The sequence below is a fragment of the Cognatundibacterium rugosum genome (assembly GCF_014284365.1).
Taxonomy (GTDB): Bacteria; Pseudomonadota; Gammaproteobacteria; order Burkholderiales; family Burkholderiaceae_D; genus Undibacterium; species Undibacterium rugosum.
This window is the reverse complement of record NZ_JACOGG010000004.1, coordinates 205561-228838: the sequence shown is the minus strand read 5'-3', so window position 1 is coordinate 228838 and position 23278 is coordinate 205561. Positions and strand designations below refer to the sequence as shown.

18 protein-coding genes are annotated in these 23278 nt (G+C 53.0%); 8 read left to right on the top strand and 10 right to left on the bottom strand.

All coding sequences use genetic code 11. The features are described from left to right. The first annotated feature begins 247 nt into the window (after nt 1-247). A complete protein-coding gene (locus H8K47_RS05685; RefSeq protein ID WP_186880450.1) occupies nt 248-988 on the top strand; it encodes a DUF481 domain-containing protein in 741 nt (246 codons plus the stop codon). Nucleotides 989-1121: 133 nt separating this feature from the next. Here H8K47_RS05685 and H8K47_RS05680 read toward each other — a convergent pair whose 3' ends face one another. From H8K47_RS05680 to metK, 4 genes are all read right to left on the bottom strand, one after another. Next, complete coding sequence (locus H8K47_RS05680; protein WP_186880449.1) at nt 1122-2696, bottom strand: M20/M25/M40 family metallo-hydrolase; 1575 nt, start codon at nt 2694-2696, stop codon at nt 1122-1124. A 99-nt stretch (nt 2697-2795) separates the two neighbouring features. Continuing rightward, nucleotides 2796-4637: a M4 family metallopeptidase gene (locus H8K47_RS05675; RefSeq protein ID WP_230405125.1), complete on the bottom strand. Its 1842-nt coding sequence runs from the start codon at nt 4635-4637 to the stop codon at nt 2796-2798. A gap of 629 nt (nt 4638-5266) precedes the next feature. Continuing rightward, nucleotides 5267-6214, bottom strand: coding sequence for a M14 family zinc carboxypeptidase (locus H8K47_RS05670; protein WP_186880448.1), 948 nt, complete (start codon nt 6212-6214; stop codon nt 5267-5269). A gap of 27 nt (nt 6215-6241) precedes the next feature. Next, the gene (gene metK / locus H8K47_RS05665) at nt 6242-7423 is read right to left on the bottom strand and encodes a methionine adenosyltransferase (protein ID WP_162020637.1); all 1182 of its coding nucleotides are present in this window, start codon (nt 7421-7423) and stop codon (nt 6242-6244) included. Between the two features lie 222 nt (nt 7424-7645). Here metK and H8K47_RS05660 point away from each other — a divergent pair, with 222 nt between their 5' ends. The 3 genes from H8K47_RS05660 (at nt 7646) to H8K47_RS05650 (ending at nt 10624) form a co-directional block, all read left to right on the top strand. Then, nucleotides 7646-8503, top strand: a complete 858-nt coding sequence (locus tag H8K47_RS05660) for a lysophospholipid acyltransferase family protein (RefSeq protein ID WP_186880447.1) — start codon at nt 7646-7648, stop codon at nt 8501-8503. Further along, on the top strand, nt 8500-9366 hold the full coding sequence (locus tag H8K47_RS05655; protein WP_186880446.1) for an LpxL/LpxP family acyltransferase: 867 nt from the start codon (nt 8500-8502) through the stop codon (nt 9364-9366). The genes H8K47_RS05660 and H8K47_RS05655 overlap by 4 nt, the downstream gene beginning before the upstream one ends. A gap of 415 nt (nt 9367-9781) precedes the next feature. Further along, nucleotides 9782-10624, top strand: coding sequence for a DUF2087 domain-containing protein (locus tag H8K47_RS05650; RefSeq protein WP_186880445.1), 843 nt, complete (start codon nt 9782-9784; stop codon nt 10622-10624). A gap of 77 nt (nt 10625-10701) precedes the next feature. On the opposite strand, the gene phhA is transcribed toward H8K47_RS05650, so the two are convergent. Continuing rightward, complete coding sequence (gene phhA / locus H8K47_RS05645) at nt 10702-11592, bottom strand: phenylalanine 4-monooxygenase (RefSeq protein WP_186880444.1); 891 nt, start codon at nt 11590-11592, stop codon at nt 10702-10704. A gap of 194 nt (nt 11593-11786) precedes the next feature. Beyond that, complete coding sequence (hppD, locus tag H8K47_RS05640; protein WP_186880443.1) at nt 11787-12902, bottom strand: 4-hydroxyphenylpyruvate dioxygenase; 1116 nt, start codon at nt 12900-12902, stop codon at nt 11787-11789. Between the two features lie 240 nt (nt 12903-13142). Here hppD and H8K47_RS05635 point away from each other — a divergent pair, with 240 nt between their 5' ends. Continuing rightward, complete coding sequence (locus tag H8K47_RS05635; protein ID WP_162020653.1) at nt 13143-13640, top strand: Lrp/AsnC family transcriptional regulator; 498 nt, start codon at nt 13143-13145, stop codon at nt 13638-13640. Between the two features lie 53 nt (nt 13641-13693). Beyond that, on the top strand, nt 13694-14653 hold the full coding sequence (gene lhpI, locus H8K47_RS05630; RefSeq protein ID WP_186880442.1) for a bifunctional Delta(1)-pyrroline-2-carboxylate/Delta(1)-piperideine-2-carboxylate reductase: 960 nt from the start codon (nt 13694-13696) through the stop codon (nt 14651-14653). Between the two features lie 37 nt (nt 14654-14690). Here lhpI and H8K47_RS05625 read toward each other — a convergent pair whose 3' ends face one another. The 4 genes from H8K47_RS05625 to H8K47_RS05610 all read right to left on the bottom strand — a co-directional run bounded on the left by H8K47_RS05625 (nt 14691) and on the right by H8K47_RS05610 (nt 19562). Continuing rightward, complete coding sequence (locus H8K47_RS05625; protein ID WP_186880441.1) at nt 14691-15356, bottom strand: GNAT family N-acetyltransferase; 666 nt, start codon at nt 15354-15356, stop codon at nt 14691-14693. 243 nt (nt 15357-15599) lie between these two features. Further along, nucleotides 15600-16871, bottom strand: a complete 1272-nt coding sequence (locus H8K47_RS05620) for a multifunctional CCA addition/repair protein (protein ID WP_186880440.1) — start codon at nt 16869-16871, stop codon at nt 15600-15602. Then, on the bottom strand, nt 16871-17590 hold the full coding sequence (locus H8K47_RS05615) for a glutathione S-transferase family protein (protein WP_186880475.1): 720 nt from the start codon (nt 17588-17590) through the stop codon (nt 16871-16873). Before H8K47_RS05615 ends, H8K47_RS05620 begins: the two co-directional genes overlap by 1 nt. Continuing rightward, nucleotides 17577-19562, bottom strand: coding sequence for a lytic transglycosylase domain-containing protein (locus H8K47_RS05610; protein WP_186880439.1), 1986 nt, complete (start codon nt 19560-19562; stop codon nt 17577-17579). Before H8K47_RS05610 ends, H8K47_RS05615 begins: the two co-directional genes overlap by 14 nt. A gap of 32 nt (nt 19563-19594) precedes the next feature. On the opposite strand from H8K47_RS05610, the gene H8K47_RS05605 reads away from it, so the two are divergent. Continuing rightward, nucleotides 19595-20176, top strand: coding sequence for a 5-formyltetrahydrofolate cyclo-ligase (locus H8K47_RS05605; protein WP_186880438.1), 582 nt, complete (start codon nt 19595-19597; stop codon nt 20174-20176). A gap of 488 nt (nt 20177-20664) precedes the next feature. Continuing rightward, nucleotides 20665-23220 (top strand): TonB-dependent receptor, encoded by a 2556-nt coding sequence (locus H8K47_RS05600; protein ID WP_186880437.1) that lies wholly within the window; start codon nt 20665-20667, stop codon nt 23218-23220. Nucleotides 23221-23278: the final 58 nt, after the last annotated feature.

The window sequence follows — 23278 nt, the reverse complement described above, 5'->3', positions numbered from 1 at the left end:
GTTTCATGCAGACAAGCCGTTTTTTCGACTGCAAACCTGTATGAATAGTTCAAATTTCCTGTCGTTAATGAATTCTTTTTGCTTAACATTGCTTTACATTAGACCTCGTGCATTTTGACGGTATTTATCATTTTGACCGACAGCCTCTCTTTATAATCCGGCCTGGCTATTTTTCCGTGGCCGCACTTTGCGTGTGGCCGTGTAATCTTATTGATGAGGTCATACAATGCAATTTTCTGGTAAGGACATGCTGAAGTCCGTATTCATAATCAGTGTTTTTGCGGCTGGTGCAACGCAAGCGCAAACCGTGACCGATGGTCAGTGGCATGGTGCGCTCTCTGCTGGCGGTTCTTTTGCTAATAACAATTCAACGACACAGAATTTAAATTTCAGTGCAGATGGCAGCAAGGCGACGCTGCAAGATAAAGTGTCTTTGTACAGTCTGGCAAACTATGGCAGCAGCACTGTGAATGATGTCAAAACCCGCACCGCGCAATTACTGCGTGCAGGCGGACGTTATGATTACAACTTGTCGCCAGACGCGTTTGCATTTGGTGGTGCGGAACTGGAAACCAATAAGCCGCAAAATATCAACTCCCGTTATGCATTGAATGCGGGTGCCGGTTATCACGTGATTCGCAGTAAAGACACGGCATTTGATGTGTTCGCTGGTATTGGCTATTCCGGTAAGCGTTTTGCTGAAACGGTAGCTCCGGCGCCATCCAGCGTGAATGGTGCAGAATTATTGCTGGGTGAAGAATACAGCCACCAGTTGAGTAGCACATCCGCTTTTAAGCAAAGACTGGTGATTTATCCGGGGCAGTCAGATATGGGCTTGCGCAGTACGCTGGATATGTCGCTGGCAACTGTGGTTGCCAACGCATGGACGCTGAATCTGGGAGCGAACATCAATTACAACAGCAAACCTGGCGCTGGGTTTAAAACCACATCCAGCCTGCTGACCGTGGGCTTTGGATACAAGTACTGACAACGCCTTATTTCTACCGTCTAGATGACGGTGTTTGCTGCGAATAAAAAGCAGACCAGGGTAGGACCCGGTCTGCTTTTTATCTTTAATCCAGCAGCACCTGACGCTGCATTCAACGTCAGGCCTAACAGGCTTATTGCGGTGTGTAAGTGACTTTCAGGCTATAGGTCGATGCCGTATAACCCTTGAGTAACACATAGACATCCCCGTTGGCACTCTGATTCAGGCTGCAGCTTTCGGTCGCAGTGGAACCATCGGATTTGCAGTCATACGTGGTGGTGGTTGGCAGGTTGGATTTACGTGCATACAGATCCACGTCGCCGGTGCCTGTGGTCGCTACTGTCACACTGCCAGAGGCCGCTTTGAAGGGACCAAAGCTCTTGGTCTGGTTTTGCGTCAGGCTGCCACTATAGCTATCCGTGACGGGTGGTTTACCCGGTGTGCCAGGACCGTCGCTACCCAGTTCTACGGCAAACGATAAACCCAGACGCGCAAATTTCAGTGAGTGATCTGCCTGCCCGCCGCTGTTGGCGAAGGTATCGTTCTCGGTATGAATATAGGGATTATCCTGGGTGAATGCGGTTTCAAAAGGCATGGATGTCGCATAGCCCTGCGCGTTCCAGGAAGCGTGATCTGAACAGCCATAACCGCATTTGTCGTAGCCTATGCTGAGGCTGGGCTGATAAGTGCTGATCAGATTGGCGACAAACTGATTTTGCGCTGCATTGGTATAATCAGTGTACAGATAGATGTCTTGTGGCGAGCCCTTGTAATTCGTCATATCCAGCTGCATTACCCCGACCACATTGGTATTGGCCGCTTTGTAGCTCTTGGCAATCTCCTGCGAACCGCGTAATCCAACTTCTTCCGCTGAATAGCCCATGAGTTTAATCGTGCGGCGTGGCTTGTAATTATTGGCCACCATCACACGCAGGATTTCCGTCAGGCTGGCGATGCCGGATGCATCATCATCTGCGCCCGGGGCCTTGGTGGTTTCTGTCGTACCCTTGGTATTGATGGAGTCCAGATGCGCCCCCAGAACCACGACCTCCGTGCTATTGTCGCTGCCTTTAATCGTCAGAATGACCGACTTCTGTGCCCAGCCTGCGTGGGTGAATTGTTCGACTGTGATATCGCTGCGACCGCTGGCCATACTGCTCCATTTTTGCTTCAGCCAGTTAGAGGCATTCACGCCATTATTGGTGGTGTAATAGCGGTTAGCAAAGGCGGAAAAGTCGACAATAGTCTGTGCGATATTGCTAGCCTGCATTTGCGTCAGCATCGGTGTCACGACGGACTGATTATCGATGGTGTACGAAGGCGCGACGAGTGCAGCCAGTCCTGCTTTATTCTGAACCGAGAGTTTGCTGAGACTGACTTTGGCACTGTTCAAATCACTATGAAACATAAAACCGCCACAGCGCTTCAGTTCATGATGTATCGCATCGGACAAGCGCAGCATCTGATCCTGACTGACTTGTACCAGGTGCACCTGTTCTTCTTGTGCCGCTTGCTTATTCAGACGATTGGCCGGCGTGGCCAACACCATACTGGATTGCTGAATCACGGTGGCTGGCGCCAGTTTTTGTAATTGCTGTAAAGCCTTATCGCCGATAGAAATCCAGACTTTATCGTCGGCAGCGTGAGCCTGATTACTGAGTATGGCGAACAGGCTGGAAATCAACAGGGATGAAATTCGTTTTTGCATGATCAACTCCTTAAAAAAGTAAGCGCAGCTGAAACACGGGCGAAAAAAATCCCGCTCCGGTGGGAGCGGGAAAATTGTAAGTGTGACTTGCGTCAGGAATTACTGATAAGTCGCGACCAGAGAAGCGCCGCTGACTGTGGCGTAGCCATTCACCAGAATGTAGTAAGTCGTTGCAGTAGGTGTAGCGACTGAAACGGATTCTGCATTGGTGGAGCCATCCGATTTGTAGGTGTAAGACGTGGTAGTCGGTGCGGAACCGGCTTTCACGTAGATATCACCATCGCCTGTACCACCGGACAGCTTGATGCTCAGGTTTTTCGCGCCGCTAGGAACGACGATACTGAACAGCTTGCTGGCGCCAGTTGCCAGGCTGATGCCGGATACCGGTACACCTTTAGTCAACGCGGTTGCTGGAACCGGTGTTGTAGAGCAGCTCACACCGACGCCTTTAAATGCGTTAGTCACGTCAGCTACCACGTAGCCGCGGTTAGCCGCTGCTTTTTCTACGCCGCAGGCACCGTCATTGAATGTGCTGCCGGAAGTCCAGTACAGGCGGTTTGCATCGGCCATCACCTGGAATGCTTTTTTAGTATCCCAGCCTGCAGTCGTTGCCAGCAGGTAGAAGGCTTTGTTGTACACGCCGCTGGTGTAATGCACGTCTAAGCTGCTGGTGTATTTGGACGCATTATCAATCGAACTGCCGTCCAGTGGCGGGTTGTACATATAACGCAGTGCGCCTGAGCCTTTGAAAATGTCTGTGCCGACTTTAAAGTCATTGGTGCCGCGCACATAGAATTTGGCTGCCTCACCGGCCATGTCAGAGAAAGCCTCATTCATACCGCCGGACATACCGGAATACACCAGACCAGAGTTTTGTTCAGTATAGCCGTGGGAAACTTCATGGCTGGTCACGTCCAGCGATACCAGTGGATAGAAGGTGGTTGCGCCATCACCATAGTTCATAGCGGAGCCATCCCAGAATGCATTTTCGTAGTTGCTGCCGTAATGCACTTTCATGACCAGTTTCTGGCTGATAGGACGTACGCCGACATAAGCCTGGTACATATTGAATACCTGATTGCCGAAGTAATGCGCATCATTCATTGGGGAATAAGCACCGTTGATGGCTTTGACGGTATTGCGTGGGCAGGTGAAGGAATGCAGAGTACCGGAACCGGAAGTCGCACCGTTCATATTGTATGTATCGACATTGGTGCTGCTCAGCTTACAGGTGGAGCCACTTACTAAGACATCGAGGAAGCCATAACCTGCTGTCGTGCCATATTCGTATTGGCCGGTTTTTGCATTACCGCCAGGACCTGTGCCGGACAGTGTGTGGGTAATGCCTTCCCATTGTTCCAGCACTTTACCTGTATTGGCATCGAGGATGAAATGTGGACGGCTAGGTTTAGCCGGATTGCGGGTATCTACGAAGGACACGGCATATACCAGACGGCCGATATTATTGCTGTCGAGTTTAACGTACAGTTTGGACTGTTCGTTTTCTGTTTGTTGGGTACGTGCCTGGGTTTTAGCCAGAGTCAGCGCCTGGGATGCGGAATAAGTAGGTTTGGTATTTGGCAGATCTTTATCCAGACCACGCACAAAACCACCGGCCAGAGACGGCTGGCCAGAGCCGGTATGCTCGACCACAGCTTCACCCCAGACTGGAATGCCTTTGTACAGTTGCTGGTGACGGGTCACAACTCTGCCATTGGCATAAGTGTGGCTGCGCACTGCCTGCAGTTCATCGCTGGCCAGACCCAGCAATTCATGGGCGCGTGTTGCGCCTGTTTTTGCCAGCGAAGCAGCAACTGCCTGCTCAGCTCCAGCTTGATTCAGATTCACTCTTTCTGCTGCCTGCGCATCCCATGCACATGCCAGCATCAGGGCAATCGCGGTTGGACGGAAGACCTGTTTCATTTTCAAAGCTCGTGTCATTTTTTCTCCAATGATTGTTGTAGATATTTTCAGCTGACCGATAGACCGGTGCAGCCAGAGTTGAATTGATACACTTAGACCGAAACAGAGCAGACCTCAGGCGGGAGTCCAGCTCTCAGCACTACGCTGCATACACAAAGTTGATTTCAGTGCTATGCCTGTTTAGCTAAGTATTAGTAAATCAGACAATGGAAAAAACGAGAACAGGGTTTGTTGTTTATTGTTTCTAGAGGAAAAGTGTAAAAATATATTTTCAAAAGAAAATTTCATTGCAGGCCGCTTTGAGCAAACTTGCTTCATCTATTTATTGTGGAAACTACGTAAAGATGAATTATTTTTTGATAAAAAACAAAACTGTTTTTACTAAAATAACCATAAAAGTGGCAGTGCACCAAAAAAAACAGCTTGACTTGGCGGGAATTTTCTGAAAATTGAGTATTTTTTTCAGGGCGGGAACTTAACTGAATTAGCTAAATTGGTGAATTTGAGACGCAGAATCGTAGAAAGTTCCTATGCGTACCGGTTTTCTGAAAATTTCTTATCATGTAAAAAGAATTGCAAATCGTAAGCATGTTGGAATTTTGTGCAAATTCGATCTGACTTTGCCCAAAAAAGGGGCGGTTCTGGCTTCAGGATTTGCCGGCTGTTTTAAGTGGGGCCGCGATATGCTGACGTATCCATTTCTGCATATCGGTCCAGATACGCTGAACCTCCGCATCGGGCGGCATGGTCAGCGCATGCGGCAGCTCTATGGTCACCACCGGGATATCTTTGTGTATGCCACTGTAATTACCGAGTGAACCGGGGTAAATGCCGACGCGGTTATACACCAGCCTGCCAAAACGGGTAGGCGGATCGGTAGGTCCGTCAAAATCGAGCACACCGAAAGGTGCATGCACTGAGATAATCACATCGGGCTTGTAGCGTTCTATGGTGTCATACACCCATCGGCTTTCCGGCTCAGAGACCGGTTTTTTGCCGGGGAAGCGGCGCGGATCTTTGCGCGTCACGCGTGCCCAGTAAGCGGGTGCTTCTTTTTCCCAGTCCGGTGTCGGGAAGTTGCGGTTCAGATCAATACCACGCGCATTGACACGTTTGGGTTTGGTCGCGAGTAAACCATCCGGATTCACGACCGGTGCAATGCGCCAGTTGAATTCTGCCGCACCAGGGCGCCGTAGCAATTCCATCCATTTGAAAACGATAGATGATGCGGTTTGTTCATCACCATGTATGCCGCCTAATAACAGCACGCGGATCGCGCCCGGATGGCGTGTATCTGCCGGCATATCGCGGAACAACACCGGGAAACCATTGAGCGAATTCACTCCGGTCGGCTTGAGCTGCGCATTGCGGCAATCAGCGACGGATACTTTGGGGAGTCTGGCCGTTAAAGCCGGGCACCAGTCATTCACTGGTTTGGCTGTTTTGCTGACAGTGGGAGTGGTATTCGCTGCTGGCGCCGCGGCATAGACATCACTGGCGGGCTGAACCGCACAGATGGCAGCTGCAGCCAGCAGGCGTAGGCAAAAAGCGGAGCGCGTCAGCGATACTGTGTTGAATCGATACTGCACAAGCATTGTGACGCGGACTCCTTCATGAGCTCATTACAGACCGGCGGCAGCGCGCAGGATGGCGGCTTTGTCGGTACGTTCCCAGCTGAATTCCGGTTCTTCGCGACCGAAATGGCCATAGGCCGCAGTCTTGGAGTAAATCGGACGTAACAGATCCAGCATCTGGATAATGCCTTTCGGGCGCAGGTCAAAATGTTCATTGACCAGTGCAGCGATCTGATCATCCGGGATCACGCCGGTCCCTTCGGTATAGACCGTGACATTCATAGGACGTGCCACGCCAATCGCATATGCCACCTGAATCTGGCATTGACGTGCCAGACCCGCTGCCACAATATTTTTCGCCACATAACGCGCAGCATAGGCAGCAGAACGGTCCACTTTTGTCGGATCTTTACCGGAGAATGCGCCGCCGCCATGCGGGCAGGCACCACCATAGGTATCGACGATGATTTTACGGCCAGTCAGGCCGCAATCACCTTGCGGGCCGCCGATGACAAAGCGACCGGTAGGATTGATCAGATACTTGGTATCCTGCAGCCATTCTTTAGGCAGCACAGGTTTAATGATTTCCTCGATCACCGCATCGATGAAGGATTGCTTCATCTTGGTGGAAGTTTCGCTTTGGTCCGGGCTATGCTGTGTCGACAGCACGACGGTATCGATACTGTGTGGTTTTCCATCGACATAGCGCATGGTCACCTGGGATTTGGCGTCCGGACGCAGGAAAGGCAGACGGCCGTCTTTACGCAATTGCGCCTGACGCTCAACCAGACGGTGCGCATAGTAAATCGGCGCAGGCATCAGTTCCGGTGTTTCATCGCACGCGTAACCAAACATCAGACCCTGATCGCCGGCGCCGATGTTCAGGTAGTCATCGCTGGCGCGATCCACGCCCTGGGCGATGTCATTCGATTGTTTGTCATACGCGACCAAGACCGCACAGCCTTTATGATCAATACCGTATTCTGTATTGTCGTAGCCGATGCGCTTGATGGTGTCGCGTGCCACCTGGATGTAATCCACATTGGCTTGCGTCGTGATCTCGCCGGCCAGCACCACCAGACCGGTGTTGGTCAGGGTTTCAGCAGCAACGCGGGAGTAAGGATCTTGTTCGAGGATCGCATCCAGAATTGCATCGGAAATCTGGTCTGCAACCTTATCCGGATGTCCTTCGGACACGGATTCAGAGGTAAAAAGGAAGTCATTCGCCATCGCAGGCTCCTATAAAAATTGACCGAAAAAATGTGCCGCAGTCGAAAATTAGAACCTGCGACGCTTTAGCGGAACTTGTATACCGCCTCGCAAGTTGTCTGTTAACTCGGCGGTCGGCTTGCTGAGGATAGTCCATCAGCCAGCCAATGTATGATATTTTACGCCTTTCGGCGCATCTATGTCGAATACCCCTCCATTTTTCATTGATTCTTGCGCGGCGTCATGCTTGTCCATTTATTCCGATTTCTATCCCGTTTCCCTTTACCTGTACTGCATGCAGGCGGTGCCTTGCTTGGCTGTCTGGTGTATCTGCTGTCTGGTTCTTATCGCCGCCGCCTGCAGGAAAACCTGCAGCGGGCCGGTTTTTCTGATCAACGCTGGCATGCCGTGCGCGAAGCAGGTAAGAATATCGCCGAACTGCCGTTTATCTGGTGCGCGCGTCCTGAGCGGGTGTTGAAAACTGCCACACTGGAAAACTGGGAACTGGTACAGCAGGCGCTGGATGCAAAAAAAGGCGTGATTTTTTTAACGCCACATCTGGGCTGCTTTGAAATCGTGGCGCAAACGATCGCAGAGCGTACCCGTCTGACCGTAATGTACCGGCCGCCACGCAAAGCAGCGCTGAAGCCGCTGATCGAGGATGCGCGGGCGCGTGACAACCTGCTGCTCGCTCCGGCCAATTTGTCCGGCGTGCGCATCATGGCCAAGGCGCTCAAAAAAGGCGAAGCGATAGGCTTGCTGCCGGATCAGGTGCCGCAGGAAGGGGAGGGTGTGTGGGCACGCTTTTTTGGCAAACCCGCTTACACCATGACCTTGTCGGCCAAATTGCATAGCATGAATGGCGCGCCGATTATCCTGACCTATGCAGAACGGCTGCCAGCCGGTAAGGGCTATATTGTGCGCTTTGTTCCGTTTGAAGAAAATCTGGACGGCGATACCGCAGCGCAGGCAGCAGCGATTAACCACGCGATGGAAAAACTGATCGCACGTTCACCGGCGCAGTACTTCTGGAGTTACAACCGCTACAAACAGCCCGATGGCGTGGCGGCGCCGGATGCAGAGATCAAGGAGTCTGCATGAGAGCCGTGCTGGTGCTGATGTGGTTGTTGCACTGGTTGCCGCTGCCGGTTTTAGGAAGATTCGGGGAAGCTGTCGGCAGTTTGCTGTTTGGACTGCTGCGCAAACGGCGCCATATCGCGCTGACCAATTTACGCTTATGTTTACCGCATTTGAGTGAGCAGGAACGCCATCAGATCGCGAAGCAGCATTTTCAAATGTATGCACGCAGTGTGTTCGAGCGCGGTATTTTGTGGTGGGCTTCTGAAGCCCGTCTGAAGCGCCTGATTCAGGTTGAGCCCGCAGTACCGCTGGACGTCATACAGTCCGGTCCGACCATACTGATGTGTCCGCATTTTGTGTGTCTGGATGTGGCCGGTGTCGCCGTGATGCTGGAGTCTTCACTGTGTTCGATTTATACCGAGCAGCGCAATAAAGTATTCGATCAGGCCTTACGCAAAGGCCGTTCGCGCTTCCGTCCGGTCAAGTTGTTTTCGCGTGCTGAAGGCGTCAAGCCGATTATCCGTGCCATGAGCAACGAGGGACTGCCTTACTTCATGCTGCCGGATATGGATTTCGGTGTGAAGAATGCCGAATTCATTCCCTTCTTCGGCATCCCCGCTGCAACCCTGACTGCACTGCCGCGTCTGGCTGCGTCCACCAACGCCAAAGTTGTGCCTGTGATCGCCACCATGCTGCCGGATTGTCAGGGCTGGAAAGTCACTTTCCATCCTCCCTGGGACAATTATCCCGCCGGCGATCTGACATCCGCTACCCGCGAAATGAATGCGTTTATCGAACAGGAAGTCTTGAAAGCCCCCTCCGAATACTTCTGGGCGCACAAACGTTTCAAGACCCGCCCTGAGGGTGAGCCTGGCGTGTATTAAACACGACGCAACTGCTCAGTATCCCTGATCGATTCAGGAGTGGTCGGCGCACACTTGTGTTGTGCTGACCATCTAACTGATACAAATCTCAGCGTAGGCTAATGGGCAGTGCGCAGACGATCGCGCGATAGAATCCTGATTGACAGCGCCTTCAGCCTGACTTTACAATCGCGGCTCAGGTGCTCAGGGGCGCCTGCCCGCAAAAGAGGCTCTCACCCTGTGTTATCGCATCCTTACCGGCCAGCCGGTTTGGCCACCATCAGATGTGATCAGCGATTATTCGTTTGACGTAGCGGGTCGTCAGATAACGAATTGGAGCGATCATGTTGTCTTTAGTTGTATTTCAGTTTTACCCCTGTCCGGTTTCCTGTTCTGTGCATGCACGGCCTGTCTTCAGTTGCAGCGGGGTGCAAGTATGAATTCGCTGATACAGGAAATGAAAACGCGCGCGCGTTTGTTGCTGAAGCTGTTGCAGCAGGGGCACGCACCTGCATGCAAACATGCGCTGGTGCTCAGTCGTCAGCAGCACTGGACTTTGCCTGAGTGCTGGCAATTACGCCATAGTCTGAACCTGTGCGCGGCTGAGCTGGGTTTTCAACATTGGGAGCATGCCTTGCAGGTCTTATCCGGTAAAGCGGCGCCAGGCAGCGATATGGCAACTTTATGGCATGGTAATGAAGTCGCAGGCCTGACCAATCTGTGGTTCAGTGAGTATGCAGAAGCGCGTCAGTGCGCTGAGCGGGATGCGAGTCTGTTCCTGCTGCCTTACCGCAAGCAGTTTATGCTGGTTAGAAGCGAGTATCTGCAAGCACTGGGACTCACTGCGGATGCTGGTGTCTGGGATGGCATACAGCGCGATCTGGTACAGGCCTATGCGACGCCAGCCTGGCAACAACTGGTGTTGCAGCGTTTGCGCTACACCAGAACCGAACGCCTGCATCAGCGCTGGAATGTGCAGCAGGCGAATCTGGATTTGCATAGCAATGCGCAGGAAGCGGCGCGTGTCATGGCCAGCTTTGTACGTGATGGCCGTTTACTGAGCATACCTCAGCAAAGAAAAAAGCGGCTGGTGATTTTGCACTGGCTGCTCGCGCAGCTGGATCAGCACAGGCCGTACCCGGAAGCCGAGCTGAATCAATTCCTGCTACAGTTTCACGAAGATTGCGCGACGTTGCGTAGAGAAATGATCATGCATGGTTTGATGCAACGTGAGAATGCAGTGTATTGGTGTGTGACGGCTGCGAACAAGGAAAGCTAAGTCAGCAGAATCCGCTGAGGTGGTTCAGGCGACTGCTGCGTTGATGTTGACCGCAGCAGTCGTCACTGGTGGATGCATTACTGCGCAGGCAGCAGTTCCACTTCATGCGGCAGCAGGGTATTGGCCGACAACGGACTAACTGATTTGAGTTTGTCGTAGTAAGGCGTAAAGTCAGGCGCGGTTCCGTCAAACAATTCCTGGAAGCTGTCGATTACAAAATAGGTTTCCTGATAGCTGTCTATCTTGTACAAGGTGTTCAGGCAGCGTTCTATCTCCAGATGGATGTGACGTGAGCTGGTGCCCGGAGTCAGACAGTATTCGACTTCACCGCCGGAAGACAGGATGCCCGCGCCGTAAATACGCAATCCTTGCGGCGTATTGATCAGGCCGAATTCCACGGTGTACCAGTACAGGCGTGCCAGCTGATCGAGTCCGCCCAGCTGCATTGCCTTTAGTCCGCCTTTGCCGTACAACTGAATGAAGTCGGCAAACACAGGATTGAACAGCATCGGTACATGTCCGAAGAAATCGTGGAATACATCGGGTTCGACGATGTAATTGAATTCTTCCGGTGTGCGCAGCCAGACTGTGACCGGGAAGCGGCGGTTGGCCAGGTGTTCAAAGAAAGTCAGCTCAGGAATCAGACCCGGTACCGCAACGATGGTCCAGCCAGTCGCTGCAAATAATTGTTGCGAGGCTTTTTCAAATTCCGGGATGCCATCGGCAGCATTCATCGCCTGCAGTGCGTCGATGAATTCATCACATGCACGTCCTGGCAACAAGGCCATTTGACGCTGATACAGACGTCGCCACATTGCATGTTCTTCTTCGGTATAGGCAGCCCAATCCTGGCTGACTACATAGTGTGCATCCGCCTTGCTATAGTCGCCGCGCAGCGCGGCACCATCTGATTTTTCAGCAACGGTGGCGAGAAAATCCGCATTGCTGACGGTAGTAGTTGTATTCATATCCAATATTTTTATTAGGACTTACGCAAAATTGTCCCAGCAAGGCATAGCGACGCAGGCAGTACGCATAGTACGACAAGGAGCTATAACGCCGCTGGGGCGGTTTTGCGTCAGTCCTGTTGATCTTTTTTAGACAAAAGGCCGACATACAACGTGTCGGCCTTTTGTTGGAGTCTCACATTCGTCTAGCAAGCTTATACGCTTGCTTTCTCATCTTTCAGTACACCACGGCGTATCTGATCCAGTTCTATGGATTCAAACAGGGCGCGGAAGTTACCTTCGCCAAAGCCCTGGTCGCCTTTGCGCTGGATGATTTCAAAGAAGATCGGGCCGATGACGGTAGTTGTGAAAATTTGCAGCAGCAATTCACGTGACGTTTCTGTGCTCTTACCGTCGATCAGGACGCGCAGTTTGCGCAATTCTTCCAGGTTTTCGCCATGGCCAGGCAAGCGGCGGTCGACCAGATCATAATACGTTTCTATCGTATCCTGGAAAGAGACACCGGCTGCTTTCATATCGGCCACGGTTTTGTAGACATTGTCGGTGCCCATCGCGATATGCTGCACGCCTTCGCCGTGATACAGGTCCAGATATTCTGCGATCTGGGATTTGTCATCGGATGATTCATTGATAGGGATGCGGATTTTGCCGCAAGGAGAAGTCATGGCTTTAGACTTCAGACCAGTATGCTTGCCAGCGATATCGAAGTAACGGATTTCACGGAAGTTAAACAGGGTTTCATAGAAGTCCGCCCATTCCTTCATACGGCCACGATACACATTGTGGGTCAGATGGTCGATATAGGTCAGGCCATTGCCGACTGGATTTGGCGCGACGCCAGGAATAGCGACGAAGTCCGCATCATAAATGCTGATGTTACCGATAGAACCAGGCTCAGCGCCATCTTTACCATGCCAGCGGTCAACGAAATAAATCAGGGAATCACCGATACCTTTGATGGCAGGAATATTCAGTTCCATCGGGCCGGTTTTGTTATCAAAGCCCCATGCGCCCAGATCGAGTGCACGTTTGTAAGCCGCATTCGCGTCTTTCACGCGGAACGCGAAGGCGCATACGCAAGGACCATGTTTGCGCGCAAATTTTTGTGCAAAAGAGTCAGGTTCTGCATTGATGATGAAGTTCACATCGCCTTGACGATACAGCGTGACATCCTTAGTGCGGTGTTTGGCGATAGCGGTAAAGCCCATGCTGATAAACAGCTCGCCCATGGCTTTTGGATCCGGTGCGGCGTATTCTACGAATTCAAACCCATCGGTACCCATCGGGTTATCCCAAGTCTGGAAGGTCATGCTTGTCTCCTGTGTCAAATCATCGAATGTAGAACCGATGTCGCCTGCGGCCAGTGAGCCAGATAATTGCAGGCTTGCATCAGTCTTTATGGCTGTATCAATGTCCGTTTCCGGATGCTTTTTGATGCAGATCAAACTCACAGTATAGTCTGCAAAACGCGCCATAAAATTCCAAATTTATCCAAAGCTAGCTGAAATTGCGCAATAATATTGCTCATATCAATTAATCCTTGGCAAATCATGACAGAGTTAGTGCTGGATAAAATCGACAGAAAAATTCTGGCGATACTGCAGGCGGATGGACGGCTGACCAATCAGGAAGTGGCAGAGCGGATTAACTTATCGCCGTCCCCATGTCTGCGCCGTATTAAGCGGCTGGAAGACAGTGGTGTGATACGCAAATACGTGGCGTTGCTGGAACCGGCCAAGATCGGTCTCGGCTTGCTCGCCTATGTGAACGTGAGGCTGGAAAAGCATAGCGATCAGCCGGGCAAGGGGGCTTCGCGTTCGCCGCGCGAGGATTTTTCGGCATCGGTCGCGCAATGGCCAGAAGTGGTCGCATGTTATGCGATGACCGGTGAAATGGACTATTTGTTACGGGTGCATGTCGAGGACATGGATCACTTTTCCCGCTTTATGATGGAGACCTTGCTGCGCCATCCGGCGGTGCTGGATGTGAAGTCCAGCTTCGCGCTGCAACAGATTAAAGAAACCACGGCCTTGCCGGTGGCAGGATAAGCGGCCGGTCTCATTCTTACTACTGATCACTCAACATGGAGCACAGAGCCACTATGCAGATTATCGATGCAGCACAAGTCAGCCAGGCGCTGGATTTCCCACGTCTGATAGATGCGCTGGAGCAGGGCTTCAGTCGGGATTTCAATATGCCGCCGCGTCAGGTCTATCGCCTGTCTGAGCAAGCGCACAGGCATGAGGGTTTTGCGCTGCTGCCCGCATGGAATGAAGACTTGATCGGGATGAAGGCCTTCACTTATTTTCCGGATAATGCAGAAAATCAGTTGCCCACCGTGTTTGCCAAAATACTGTTGTTCCGGCGTGCAGATGGTGTTCCGCTGGCGATGGTCGATGGTACCAGCGTGACTTACTGGCGCACCGCTGCGGTATCAGCGCTGGCGGCACGCTATTTGGCTCGGCCTGACGCACAGCATTTGCTATTGCTGGGAACGGGTCGTCTCGCTTTACCGCTGCTGCACGCGCATCTGAGTCAGCACGCGTTGCGCCGCATATCGGTGTGGGGAAGGGATATCGCTAAGGCGCAGGCGGTAGCCGATCAGTGTCGGGCGGAAACCGCCAGCGCCTATCCTGCATTGCAGATACAGGCCGTCAGCGAGCTGCCGCAAGTGACGGCGGAGGCCGACATCATTGTGGCGGCTACCGGTTCTGCCACACCTTTGCTGGCGGGTGCGCAGATTGCGCCTGGCTGTCATGTGGATATGCTGGGCAATCACAGTCCGGACCGGCGTGAATGTGATACTGCATTGATTACCCGTGCGCGCGTCTGTGTCGATTCGCGGGAAAATGTACTCAGGGAAGCCGGGGAGTTATTAATCCCGATGGCAGAGGGCCAGTTTCAGGCATCGGCCATCGCCGCAGATTTAGCGCAATTATGTCGCGGACAGGGACGAAGGAACAACGCAGAAGAAATTACCGTGTTCAAATCTGTTGGCACTGCGCTGGCCGATTTACTCTGCGCCAGTCTGGTATTGAAAACCGTGAATGGGGCTGGCTAAACGACGCGTCGTGCAGTCGTCGTGCTTTCGCAGTGCCTTATTTCCAGCCAGGTAAATGACGCAGCCATTTGGCCGCAGCCCTTGCATTGGCCTTGAACGTGTAATCGAGGGCTGCCACCTGTTCTTGCATCGCTTCCATCAAGACGCTCGCCGGGCTGGCGGGCAACAGCTTCAGATAGGCGTCGGCTTCGCCGTATTCACGATGGATTTCCATGCCGGCTTTTTTAGCGATATGGATCATGGTCGCATTCGACGACAGGCAATGCATGTACAGGGTATCGACATCGGCATTGCGGCAATGGATGGCGCCACGTTCAAACAATCTGGCGCCTACGCCTTTGCCACGCGCGTTTTGCGACACCGATGCGCCGAATTCGGCGACCCTGGCTTTGTCGGTCGCTTCATCTTTCTCGGTACGTGGTGCAAATGCCAGATGACCGACACCGATCAGGCGGAAGCTGTGGCTCATCACGCCGAATACTTTGTCCTGTTCGAAATGAATACCGTCGACATATTTTTCTATCATCGCATCTGGCAGATAAGTGCCGAAGCGCAGCAGGCGGTCGCTTTCTTCCAGAGCCAGGAAATGACGCAAGATGCGGTGCCGGTCGCGTTCCGATAATTCCTTGACATGAATGACGGGACGCGACTTAGACTCCGGCTGGCCGGACGAGGGATCGGGATAGAGGTCGGAGGCTTGCATGACTACTCCTTACTGCATAAATGGTGCGGTGCACAATCCATTGTAGAGCAATAACCGGCTGAACTCCAGCTATTCTGCATGATAGCTGGAGTCAGCGTGCCGCTGGCTGTTTTTTGCTGTGGGGCAAACACGCTGTTCCCTGTCTATCGGTAGACCAGTGAAAAACGGAAGACCTATATCCGCTGCGGCCGCTGGCTCGAAAAACGGCTGCGTGCCTTATTTCATGCGGACTTTGGTTTTTGCTTATTTTTTCTCAGTAGCTTCAGCAGATTCAGCACCGTCAGCAAGCTCAGCACGCAAGGCACGTACGGCGGCGATGCGCGCGCTGCGTACCGCTTCCGGTATCTGCGCCGGATGCTCAGCACACTGTGCGGCAATGGCCCCGGCATTGACCTGGCGCGCTGCCTGCAGCACTGCGCGCAGGAAGTCGGTTTGCGGGAAAGGAACTTGCTCAAAGCCTGTGCGGCCAAAATGGTCGCATTCCGCGGCCAGCAGAAATTCCAGAAAACGTTCCGGCTTACGGAAAGCATCATTGCGCATTAGCAGATCGACCAGGCTGGCACTGCGCATTTCCAGTGCTCTGCCCACATTGCCGTGGTCGCGTGCCGTCATCACAGCCAGATCACGGCAATCGCCCGGAACCCGCAGGCGCTGACAAATTGCCTGGACCAGTTCCACACTGCGTGCTTCGTGCCCATGATGACGTGGCCACAGTGCAGGATCAGTCTGGCCTTTGCCCAGATCATGCAGTAAAGCCGCCAGTCTGACCGGCAGTGTATAGCCTTGCTGAGCGGCGTAATCGACCACCAGCATCACATGGACGCCAGTGTCGATTTCCGGATGATGTTGTGGCGGTTGCGGCACGCCCCACAGCACATCGAGTTCCGGTAGCAGGCGCTGCAAGGCACCGCATTCACGTAACACAGCAAACATGCGCGAAGGAACAGCCTCCATGAGGCCGCGTGCAATTTCCTGCCACACCCGTTCCGGCACCAAGGCATCGACTTCACCCGCATCCACCATAGTGCGCATCAGCGCATTCGTTTCTGCTGCGACCTGAAATACCCGTGGTGGCTGCGAAAAACGCGCCGCAAAACGTGCTACCCGCAGTATGCGTACCGGGTCTTCAGAAAACGCTGCTGAGACATGGCGGAAGACGCCAGCCTGTAAATCCTGCTGACCGCCAAACGGATCGATGATGTGACCATCGCTGTCGCGCGCCATCGCATTGACAGTCAGGTCGCGCCGTATCAGATCCTGTTCCAGCGTGACCTCGGCATCGGTATGAAATACAAAGCCTTTGTAGCCTGCAGCGGTTTTTCTTTCCGTGCGGGCCAGCGCATATTCTTCATGGGTTTTCGGATGCAAAAATACCGGAAAATCCTTGCCTACCGGCTGAAAACCTGCCGCCAGCATTTGTTCCGGCGTGCTGCCTACCACCACATAATCATGGTCTTGCACAGCCAGACCAAGCAAACGGTCACGCACTGCACCACCCACTTCATAAATCTTCATCAGGGCGACTTCTCTAAACGTGCATCATGGGCAGGAAAGACTTCGGGCTCGGCTTCGGCTTCACGTATCCACAGCGCTACCGCCGGATGCTGTATCACCCGTTCTACATAGGCTTGCAAGGCCGGAGCCAGCGACACCTCATAGCTACGGAAGCGCATCACGACTGGCGCGAAATAGGCATCGGCAATCGAAAATCCGCCGAACAGATAGCCATGCGCGCCATAGCGCGCCAGACAGTCTTCCCAAATTTCGCAGATACGGCCTATGTCAGCCTGTGCACCCATGGTACGGCCTTTGCCCGGCAATACAGCGCGGATATTCATCGGCATATCGAAACGCAAGGAGGAAAAACCGGAATGCATTTCAGCGCAGATGCTGCGCGCATGCGCACGCGCGGCCACATCCTGCGGCCACAGGGGCAAACTGCGATACTGATCAGCCAGGAATTCACAAATAGCCAGCGAATCCCAAACGGTCAGGTCCTTGCTGATCAACACCGGTACTTTGCCTGCCAGCGAGTATTCACTGATACGCGCCGTGGTATCCGGACGCCCGAGCAGAACCCGGATTTCCTCAAAAGGAATGCCAAAGGCTTTTAACACCAGCCAGGGGCGCATAGACCAGGAAGAATAATTTTTATTCCCTATCACCAGTGACAGCGGAGAGCGCTGATCGTGCATGATCGCTGCGAGGGCAGGGTGGATTTCAGTCTCTTGCATTGCGTTGGCTTTCATCAGGTAATTCGGCATCGCTGGCGGACATACCTTTGGGTACGACTACACCCAGACGGGCTTTCAGCGATTGCGTTTTTTTCTCGAACAAGGCAGCGTAATAGGTCGCATTCGACAATACGTTTTTGACATAGCCGCGGGTTTCATTGAACGGGATGGTCTCGGTAAAAATCGCCCCTTCGACCGGATGACTGAGCTTGGCGCGCCAGGCACGCGGACGGCCAGGGCCGGCGTTATAAGCCGCAGAAGCCAGTGCCTGCGAACCGCCCAGATCAGTCAGTACCATGTTCAGATAATTGGTGCCGAGCGCGATATTGGTCTCGATATCATTGACCTGCTCAGGCACGAAATTGCCTAATCCTATTTTCTTTGCCACATAGCGTGCGGTGGAGGGCATTACCTGCATCAAACCGGAGGCACCTACATGCGATTTTGCCTGCATCACAAAGCGCGATTCCTGACGTATCAGGCCATATACCCAGGCCATGTCCAGTCCCAGTGCCTGCGTCATTTTGTACATGCTGTCATTAAATGGCGTCGGGTAGCGCTGGCTGAAATCGAGCTCACCACGGGTACGGTCTGAGGTATTGACCATGCGGTCGAGCAGATTGTTTTTGCGCGCCAGTTCCGCCGCAGCCAGGGTTTGGCGCTCATTCATTTTGCGCAATTCCCAATTCCATTCACGCGTGCCTTCTAACCGCAGATTCATCGCATAAAAGCGTAGCGCTCTTTGCAGGTTAGGATTTTTTTCCATGGCCGCGACTTCCTCGGCGCTGACAGGTTTATTGCCAGGCGGGATACCGATTTTACGGCCATTTTCTTCACTCGCTAACTGGCCGTAAAAATGTATCTGATCGGCGATGCCATTGAATAGCTGGCGCGCCTCGTCCTGCTTGCCTTCTGCTTTCAGTGCACGGCCCAGCCAATAGATCCAGGCTGGTTCATTGCGCAGATTGGCGGGCATCGCCAGGATCGCATTCTTCACCAGTTTCCAGTCACCTTCACGCAGCGCGGTGCGCGCCCGCCACTGATAGGCTTCCTGGCTAAAGCGTGCGGCTTCAGCGCGTACCCAATAACCGAGTGCTTCCGGTTCCAGTTTCAACGCCGATTGCAAAGCGATTTGCGCCCAGCCATTTGCGCGTTCTGTCTCATTCAGTTTGGCACTGTAGCGGGATAATTTTTCAGCTGCATCTTCGGGATCGGATTTGGCTGCGCGCCCGAGTGCGATGATGAATAATTCCTTACCGGCTTTTGTCCCATCGGGGCCCTTTTTGAGCAGCGCAGCGGGTTTTTCCAGTACTTCGCTGATTTTCTTTTCCTGCAGTTCCAGCAATTTACCCAGGCGCTGGGCCAGTGGCATGGCGCCATATTCACCGGCCATTCTTAACTGATCCCACAAATCGGTCTGGCTGAACTGGCCATTGGCAGCCAGCGCATTGACCAGGCTGTAGCAGCCTTCGCCATAGTCTTTGGGTGAGTTCAATAAGGCCTTGGCTTCAGTCGCGACTTTTTGCTGGCGACTGGCGCGTGACAGCAGGGCGTAGCAGCGCAATTGGTTATCATCCGCTACCACAAATTGCGGATATTGCTGATCGAACAGTTCCCATTCGCCACGTCGTCCCAGAACCAGCAGCCAGTCATTACGCAGCCGGTCGGCAATTGCACTGCCTTCATACTGCTGCAGAAATTCGCGGAATTCGGTATTACTGGCTTTGCTCAGATGTGCACGTAAGCGGTAGTAATCAACGTAAGAGGGGATATCGTAATTGCTAAGCAGCGCGGCATGCTGGTCGGCGCCACTGGCATCATCATGAAAGGCCGCATCACGCAGTGCCATGAAGCGGTCATCATCGGTGACCAGGTTTTTTTTCGGCGTATTCGCCGCATGCGACAGCGGACACAGCAAACCTGCTAAGATCGTCAGGCTGAGCCCGGCAAATTTTCTTTTGAAAGACATCATTCGTTTATCTTTTGAGCATGATTGCTGACAGTATGACACAGCCAGACAACGGCGCACATGCGCCAGAACAGTTTCTTTCCACTCCAAGACAGACTCTGCGCCGCGACTTATTAGCGCAGCGACGTGCCGTGCCTGCTGCGCAGCGCGCTGCCTGGGATCGCAACCTGCAACAACAATTGCTGGAAAAAATGCAGACGCTGCGACCTGCCAGTCTGGCCTTGTACTGGCCTATTCGCGCCGAGCCGGATTTGCGTGCAGTGTATGCAGAACTGCAGGCCTTGGGTATACAGCTGGCCTTGCCCTGGGTGGTGCAGGCCCAGGCGCCGCTGCGTTTTCTGGCCTGGCAGCCGGGGGACGCGATGGAAGCGGACAGTTACGGCATTCCTTTGCCTGCCCAGCGCAGTCATTTGCTGGATCCGGCGGTGATTCTGATTCCCTGCGTCGGCTTCAATACTACTGCTTACCGGCTGGGCTACGGCGGTGGCTTCTATGACAGAACACTGGCGCAGTTACCGCAAGCATTGGCGCTGGGTATTGCGTATCCAGTTGCGGCCTGTGAGTTCGAGCCGGACCACTTTGACTTGCCCATGCATGAGATGCTGGTCGCACGTTGAGGTGTTGTCGGGTTTGACGCAATACCAGTGCAGAGGTGCTTGCGCTTCATGACTGTCTTTATGTGTTATTTCATATATGTAACTCACTTTTAATTCGTTCTCAATCTGAAGCGTGCTGATTACACTGGTCACATTGTTGATTATGTAAAGTGTTTCATGTCTTACTTAGTTGTATCCCGCTTTTGTTGCATCCCCGTTCTGAACACACTCTATGCACTGTGCATGGCGCAGTGCATGTGACTGTGCCCCCACGCTGAGCCGCTTTGTCGCTCAGTATCTGTAGTACCCCCTTCGATTTTTTTCATCACCTGACCCATCAGGCTGGTGTGGTGAACTTCATCGTTTGTGATCGCAAACGCTTATAACTAAAGAGGACTGACACAACATTGCCCCGGCTAGGCATGGCGACGCAGGCAGTACGCCTGCTACGACAAGGCGCCATAACGCAGCTGGGGTGGTTTTGCGAAAGTCCTATTACAGAGGAAATTATGATACGACCCTTAAGTCTGGTGCTGGCGCTGGCCGCCATTTACCCTTCCCACAGTTTTGCTCAAGAGGCAGAGCGTGTGGTGATTACTGGTTCTAACCTGCGTGTAACGCAAAAAGAAGGTGCTGCAGCGGTGCAGGTGATCAGCGCCAAAGAGTTGCGTGACAGTGGTAAAACCAGCATCGCAGATGTGTTGCGTTCGATTTCTGCGAACAGCGGTAACAGCTATAACGAACAATATACCGGCAGTTTTTCAGCGGGTACTTCAGGCCTTTCCTTACGCGGCATCGGTCAGAAAAATACCCTGATCCTGGTCAATGGCAAACGCGTGAGCAGCTATGCGACTGCGCAGAATATTCAGGATGTGTTCGTTGATCTGAACAGCCTGCCTATGGCTGCAGTACAGCGTATAGAAGTGCTGAAAGACGGCGCGTCTTCTATCTATGGTTCCGATGCGGTGGCCGGTGTGGTGAATATTATTCTCTACCGTGAATTCACCGGAACCGAGCTGACGGTGCAGGGAGGTCAGTCTGCTACCGGCACCGGCCAGTCTGAGCAAAGCGCACTGCTGCAAACAGGCTGGGGTCAGCTGAACAAAGATGGCTATAGTATTTCGCTGTCGGTGGATGCGCAAAAGCGCAGCAAATTGCAGCAGAGTGATGTGAGCTGGTTACGCGATGCGGATTTTCGCGATCAGCAAAATGGCAGCCTGGGTTGGGTTGCGACGAATTACTTCGGCTCTGATCCTACCCGCACTTTAGGCGGTGTGCAGGGACCGTTGCAGTTACTGCCTTACTCTGCGCTGACCCCGGGTAAGACGGGACAGGTGCTGGCCTATAATCCAGCGCCTTACCGTACCCTGATTCCAGGTATAGAGCGTGTGCATACCGCCTTGTCCGGCACATATCAGATTAATCCGGATACCCAGGCTTATGCAGAATGGCTACACAGCTATTCGCGTGCTGACCAGACTTTCAGTGCACCGCTCAGCGTATCGAGTAGTCTGCGTGCCTGGAATAATGCAAATCAATCCCTGACCACGATTCCGGTCGTGCTGCCGGTTGGTCATCCGAATAATCCGGGCACCACACCGCTGGCGTTCAGTGCGACTTTATTTGATCTGGGGCCGCGTTTGAAAACTGACCGCGTCACGTTTTATCGTGCACTGGCAGGTGTTAAAGGTTATACCGCAGGCTGGGACTGGGATTTATCCGCCGGGAAATCCAGCAGTGTGATGGTGGAAACGGTCGCGAATTTTGTGAACCGTTATGTATTTCAGCAAGTGCTGGCGGATGGCAGCTATAACTTTGCCGATCAGTCGAAAAATTCGGAAGAACTCAGAAATCGTCTGCGTCTGTCTACCCGTCGTCCTGCGCAATCGGAACTGACTACGGTGGATCTGAGTGCTTCTTCTGAGTTGTGGACGCTGCCTGCCGGTAAAGTGGGTTTTGCCGGCGGTGCGCAATGGCGCAGGGAAGCAATGGACTCACAGACCTCTACTGCAGTGTTAAGTGGTACCGAATTGCGTCCGGCGATCAATATCATCAATGGTCAGCGTGATGTGTCTGCACTGTTTGGTGAACTCAGCGTGCCGCTGGTTAAAGATCTGAATCTGAATCTGGCTGGTCGCTATGATCATTATTCCGATTTCGGCAATGCGTTTTCGCCTAAGGCCAGCCTGCGTTATCAAGCTGCCGACTGGTTGTTGTTGCGTGGTACTGCCTCGCGTGGTTTCCGTGCGCCGTCTTTCCCGGAAATTACCAAGAGTACCTCGGTCAGTTACGGCAGCGTGATCGATCCGCGCGATCCGCTGACGCCGAATCAGCCACGTGGTGTGACCAATATCACGATCGCCAATGCTACTTTGCAGCCTGAGCGTTCCGATAATCTGAACTTCGGTATCGTGATTGCACCGTCCGCCAATACCAGCCTTGGCATTGATTACTACCGCATCACCCAGAAAGGCGTGATCGGTACGGAGTCCGCTGACACTATCCTGGCTTCAGAAAAAGCACATCCGGAAAAAGTGACCCGCGACGAGCAGGGCCGCATCACGACGCTGTATCGTCAGTACCGTAATCAGGGTAATCGTGAAGTATCCGGACTGGATCTCGATATACGCCAACGCTTTCAAAGCAGTGACTGGGGTCAGCTGACTTTGAATGGCCAGCTTAGTTATGTGCTGCGCTTTGCTGAACCTTTATCTGCTGGTGCTGAGCTGACGGAAGGTGCGGGCACCAATTACTTCGGCTCTATTCCTAAGTGGCGCGGCGTCAGCTCCGTCAACTGGACTAAAGCTGCGTGGTCAACTACCCTGATCTGGAATTATGTCGGAGGCTATGAGCAAAAATCTGCGAGCAATGAAACGGTGTCTGCTTTCAGCAGTCTGGATCTGACGACTTCTTACAAGCTGAGCCCGGCGACCACGCTGAGTTTGCTGGTACAGAATTTGACGAATCGTCGCCCATCCTGGGATTCATCGACCAGCTTCTTCGACATCACCCAGGCTGATCCGCGTGGCCGCTTTGTGTCGCTCAAAGTGCAGCATCAGTTCTGATCTCGATCGGTAAATCCAGTGTAAAAAAAGCAGGGGTGTATGACAGCACCCCTGCTTT

Excerpts from the sequence above, each read along its gene's own strand:
- H8K47_RS05670 (WP_186880448.1), bottom strand. The coding sequence starts at position 6,214 with ATGCTTGTGCAGTATCGATTCAACACAGTATCGCTGACGCGCTCCGCT.
- H8K47_RS05600 (WP_186880437.1), top strand. The coding sequence starts at position 20,665 with ATGATACGACCCTTAAGTCTGGTGCTGGCGCTGGCCGCCATTTACCCT.
- H8K47_RS05650 (WP_186880445.1), top strand. The coding sequence starts at position 9,782 with ATGAATTCGCTGATACAGGAAATGAAAACGCGCGCGCGTTTGTTGCTG.
- lhpI (WP_186880442.1), top strand. The coding sequence starts at position 13,694 with ATGCAGATTATCGATGCAGCACAAGTCAGCCAGGCGCTGGATTTCCCA.
- H8K47_RS05655 (WP_186880446.1), top strand. The coding sequence starts at position 8,500 with ATGAGAGCCGTGCTGGTGCTGATGTGGTTGTTGCACTGGTTGCCGCTG.
- metK (WP_162020637.1), bottom strand. The coding sequence starts at position 7,423 with ATGGCGAATGACTTCCTTTTTACCTCTGAATCCGTGTCCGAAGGACAT.
- H8K47_RS05675 (WP_230405125.1), bottom strand. The coding sequence starts at position 4,637 with ATGACACGAGCTTTGAAAATGAAACAGGTCTTCCGTCCAACCGCGATT.
- H8K47_RS05610 (WP_186880439.1), bottom strand. The coding sequence starts at position 19,562 with ATGATGTCTTTCAAAAGAAAATTTGCCGGGCTCAGCCTGACGATCTTA.
- phhA (WP_186880444.1), bottom strand. The coding sequence starts at position 11,592 with ATGAATACAACTACTACCGTCAGCAATGCGGATTTTCTCGCCACCGTT.
- H8K47_RS05625 (WP_186880441.1), bottom strand. The coding sequence starts at position 15,356 with ATGCAAGCCTCCGACCTCTATCCCGATCCCTCGTCCGGCCAGCCGGAG.
- H8K47_RS05615 (WP_186880475.1), bottom strand. The coding sequence starts at position 17,590 with ATGCAAGAGACTGAAATCCACCCTGCCCTCGCAGCGATCATGCACGAT.
- H8K47_RS05680 (WP_186880449.1), bottom strand. The coding sequence starts at position 2,696 with ATGCAAAAACGAATTTCATCCCTGTTGATTTCCAGCCTGTTCGCCATA.
- H8K47_RS05605 (WP_186880438.1), top strand. The coding sequence starts at position 19,595 with ATGACACAGCCAGACAACGGCGCACATGCGCCAGAACAGTTTCTTTCC.
- H8K47_RS05620 (WP_186880440.1), bottom strand. The coding sequence starts at position 16,871 with ATGAAGATTTATGAAGTGGGTGGTGCAGTGCGTGACCGTTTGCTTGGT.
- hppD (WP_186880443.1), bottom strand. The coding sequence starts at position 12,902 with ATGACCTTCCAGACTTGGGATAACCCGATGGGTACCGATGGGTTTGAA.
- H8K47_RS05635 (WP_162020653.1), top strand. The coding sequence starts at position 13,143 with ATGACAGAGTTAGTGCTGGATAAAATCGACAGAAAAATTCTGGCGATA.
- H8K47_RS05685 (WP_186880450.1), top strand. The coding sequence starts at position 248 with ATGCTGAAGTCCGTATTCATAATCAGTGTTTTTGCGGCTGGTGCAACG.
- H8K47_RS05660 (WP_186880447.1), top strand. The coding sequence starts at position 7,646 with ATGCTTGTCCATTTATTCCGATTTCTATCCCGTTTCCCTTTACCTGTA.